This is a genomic window from Aeromicrobium sp., from assembly GCF_032084975.1.
Taxonomy (GTDB): domain Bacteria; phylum Actinomycetota; class Actinomycetes; order Propionibacteriales; family Nocardioidaceae; genus Aeromicrobium.
This window is the reverse complement of record NZ_DAMDLR010000150.1, coordinates 1-2,359: the sequence shown is the minus strand read 5'-3', so window position 1 is coordinate 2,359 and position 2,359 is coordinate 1. Positions and strand designations below refer to the sequence as shown.

Below are 2,359 nucleotides of genomic sequence, written 5' to 3'. Positions count from 1 at the left end.
TGATCGCCCCGCCGACGCGCCGGATCGGCGGCCTGGCTTCGGCCGGGCTGCTCGCCGCCGTGTTCCCGGCCAACGTGCAGATGGCGGTCGACGTGGTCCGCAGCCGACGCGCGACGCCGGCGTTCAAGGCGGGCGTGCTGGCCCGGCTCCCGTTGCAGTGGCCGCTGGTCCGGGCGGCCCTGAACCTGGCGCGAGCGAGCCGATAACCTCGTGCCATGCGCATGAGCCAGCTGTTCCTCCGTACCCTGCGCGACGATCCCGCCGATGCCGAGGTGCCGAGCCACAAGCTGCTCGTCCGCGCCGGCTACGTCCGTCGCGTCGCTCCCGGCATCTACTCGTGGCTGCCGCTCGGACTGCGGGTGCTGGCCAAGGTCGAGGCGATCGTCCGGGAGGAGATGGCCTCGATCGGTGGCCAGGAGGTGCGGTTCCCGGCGCTGTTGCCGCGCGACCCCTACGAGGCCACGGACCGCTGGACCGAGTACGGCGACAACCTGTTCCGGCTGAAGGACCGCCGCGGCAACGACATGCTGCTCGGCCCCACGCACGAGGAGATGTTCACGCTGCTGGTCAAGGACCTGTTCGGGTCGTACAAGGACCTGCCGGCGATCCTCTTCCAGATCCAGACCAAGTACCGCGACGAGGCGCGCCCGCGGGCGGGCATCCTGCGCGGTCGCGAGTTCATCATGAAGGACTCGTACTCGTTCGACGTCACCGACGAGGGCCTCGAGCAGGCCTACCAGGCCCACCGCGCCGCCTACATCCGCGTGTTCGACCGGCTCGGCTTCGACTACGTCATCGTCCAGGCCGACTCCGGCGCCATGGGCGGCTCGGCCAGTGAGGAGTTCCTCGTCGTCTCCGAGACGGGCGAGGACACCTTCGTGCGCTCGCCCGGCGGGTACACGGCCAACGTCGAGGCCGTCACGACGGTCGTGCCCGACGCGATCGGCTTCGACGGGCTGCCCGCCTCGCACGTCGAGGACACCCCGGACACGCCCACCATCGAGACCCTCGTGGCCCACGCGAACGAGAAGCACCCGCGCGACGACCGTCCGTGGACCGCGGCGGACACGCTCAAGAACGTGCTCGTCATGCTGCGCCACCCCGACGGCTCGACCGAGCCGCTCGCGATCGGCGTCCCCGGTGATCGCGAGGTCGACACCAAGCGGCTCGAGGCCCAGGTCTCGCCCGCCGAGATCGAGCCGTTCGACGAGGCCGCCTTCGCGCAGTACCCGGACCTGGCCAAGGGCTACATCGGCCCCGGCGTCCTGGGTACCGACAAGGCCACCGGGATCCGGTACCTGACCGATCCGCGAGTCGTCGACGGCACCAGCTGGATCACCGGCGCGGACGAGCCCGGCAGGCACGTCTTCGACCTCGTCGCGGGACGTGACTTCACGTCCGACGGCACGATCGAGGCCGCCGAGGTGCGCGCGGGCGATCCCGCGCCCGACGGCTCCGGCCCGCTCGAGCTGGCCCGCGGCATGGAGATGGGCCACATCTTCCAGCTGGGCCGCAAGTACGCGGAGCGGCTCGGCCTGCAGGTGCTCGACGAGAACGGCAAGCTCGTCACCGTCACGATGGGCTCGTACGGCATCGGCGTGTCGCGTGCGGTCGCCGCCGTGGTCGAGGGCTCGTACGACGAGTCGGGGATCGTCTGGCCCAAGGAGGTCGCGCCGTTCGACGTGCACCTGGTCGTCGCGGGCAAGGCTCCCGAGCTGTTCGAGGGCGCCGACGGCATCGTCGCCGACCTCGAGGCAGCGGGCCTCGAGGTGCTCTACGACGACCGGCCCAAGATGTCGCCCGGCGTGAAGTTCAAGGACGCCGAGCTGATCGGCGTGCCGACGATCGTCGTCGTGGGCAAGGGCCTGGCCGACGGCGTCGTCGAGGTCAAGGACCGTGCCACCGGCGAACGCCGGGACGTGGCGCTGGCCGACCTGGTTGCGACGCTGACGGCCTAGCGACCCCGGCGCCTCGCGCGCCCCGGTCTGTCCGCCACTTTTGGAACGAGATTACGTCCCCGCCGCCGGATCGGACGTAATCCTGCACCAAATGTGCGTGCTAGTCGTGTTGGCTCCACCGCCCACTTTTGGAACGAGATTGCGGGCAAGCGGGTGATCTGGCGGTAAATCTGCACCAAAAGTGGGGAAGCGGAGCGAGAGCGAGGAGCGGAGGCGGACGCCGGCGGCGTCAGTCGAGGCCGGGGAACGGCTCGGGCGCGGCGCCCCAGCGCACCTGCGCCAGCGCCGCGTCCCGCAGTCCGTCGACCGCACGGTCGCGCGCCCGGTTCTCGGTCACGGCGACCAGCCGCACGCACGCGGCCGCGATCCGGGCCTCGACGTCCTGGGCCAGCGCCCGCGCG

General features: G+C 71.1%; 2 protein-coding genes and 1 pseudogene. 2 read left to right on the top strand and 1 reads right to left on the bottom strand.

Annotated features, from left to right (window positions below; genetic code table 11):
* Window positions 1-206 (top strand): annotated as a pseudogene (locus RT323_RS16540) (hypothetical protein); the annotation flags it as partial.
* Window positions 207-215: 9 nt separating this feature from the next.
* Window positions 216-1,958: a proline--tRNA ligase gene (locus RT323_RS16535; protein ID WP_313410383.1), complete on the top strand. Its 1,743-nt coding sequence runs from the start codon at window positions 216-218 to the stop codon at window positions 1,956-1,958.
* Window positions 1,959-2,187: 229 nt separating this feature from the next.
* Here the strand turns inward: RT323_RS16535 and RT323_RS16755 are convergent, their stop codons facing one another.
* Entirely contained in the window at window positions 2,188-2,349 is a 162-nt protein-coding gene (locus tag RT323_RS16755; RefSeq protein WP_396172526.1) for a DUF4439 domain-containing protein, read from the bottom strand.
* Between the last annotated feature and the right edge of the window lie 10 nt (window positions 2,350-2,359).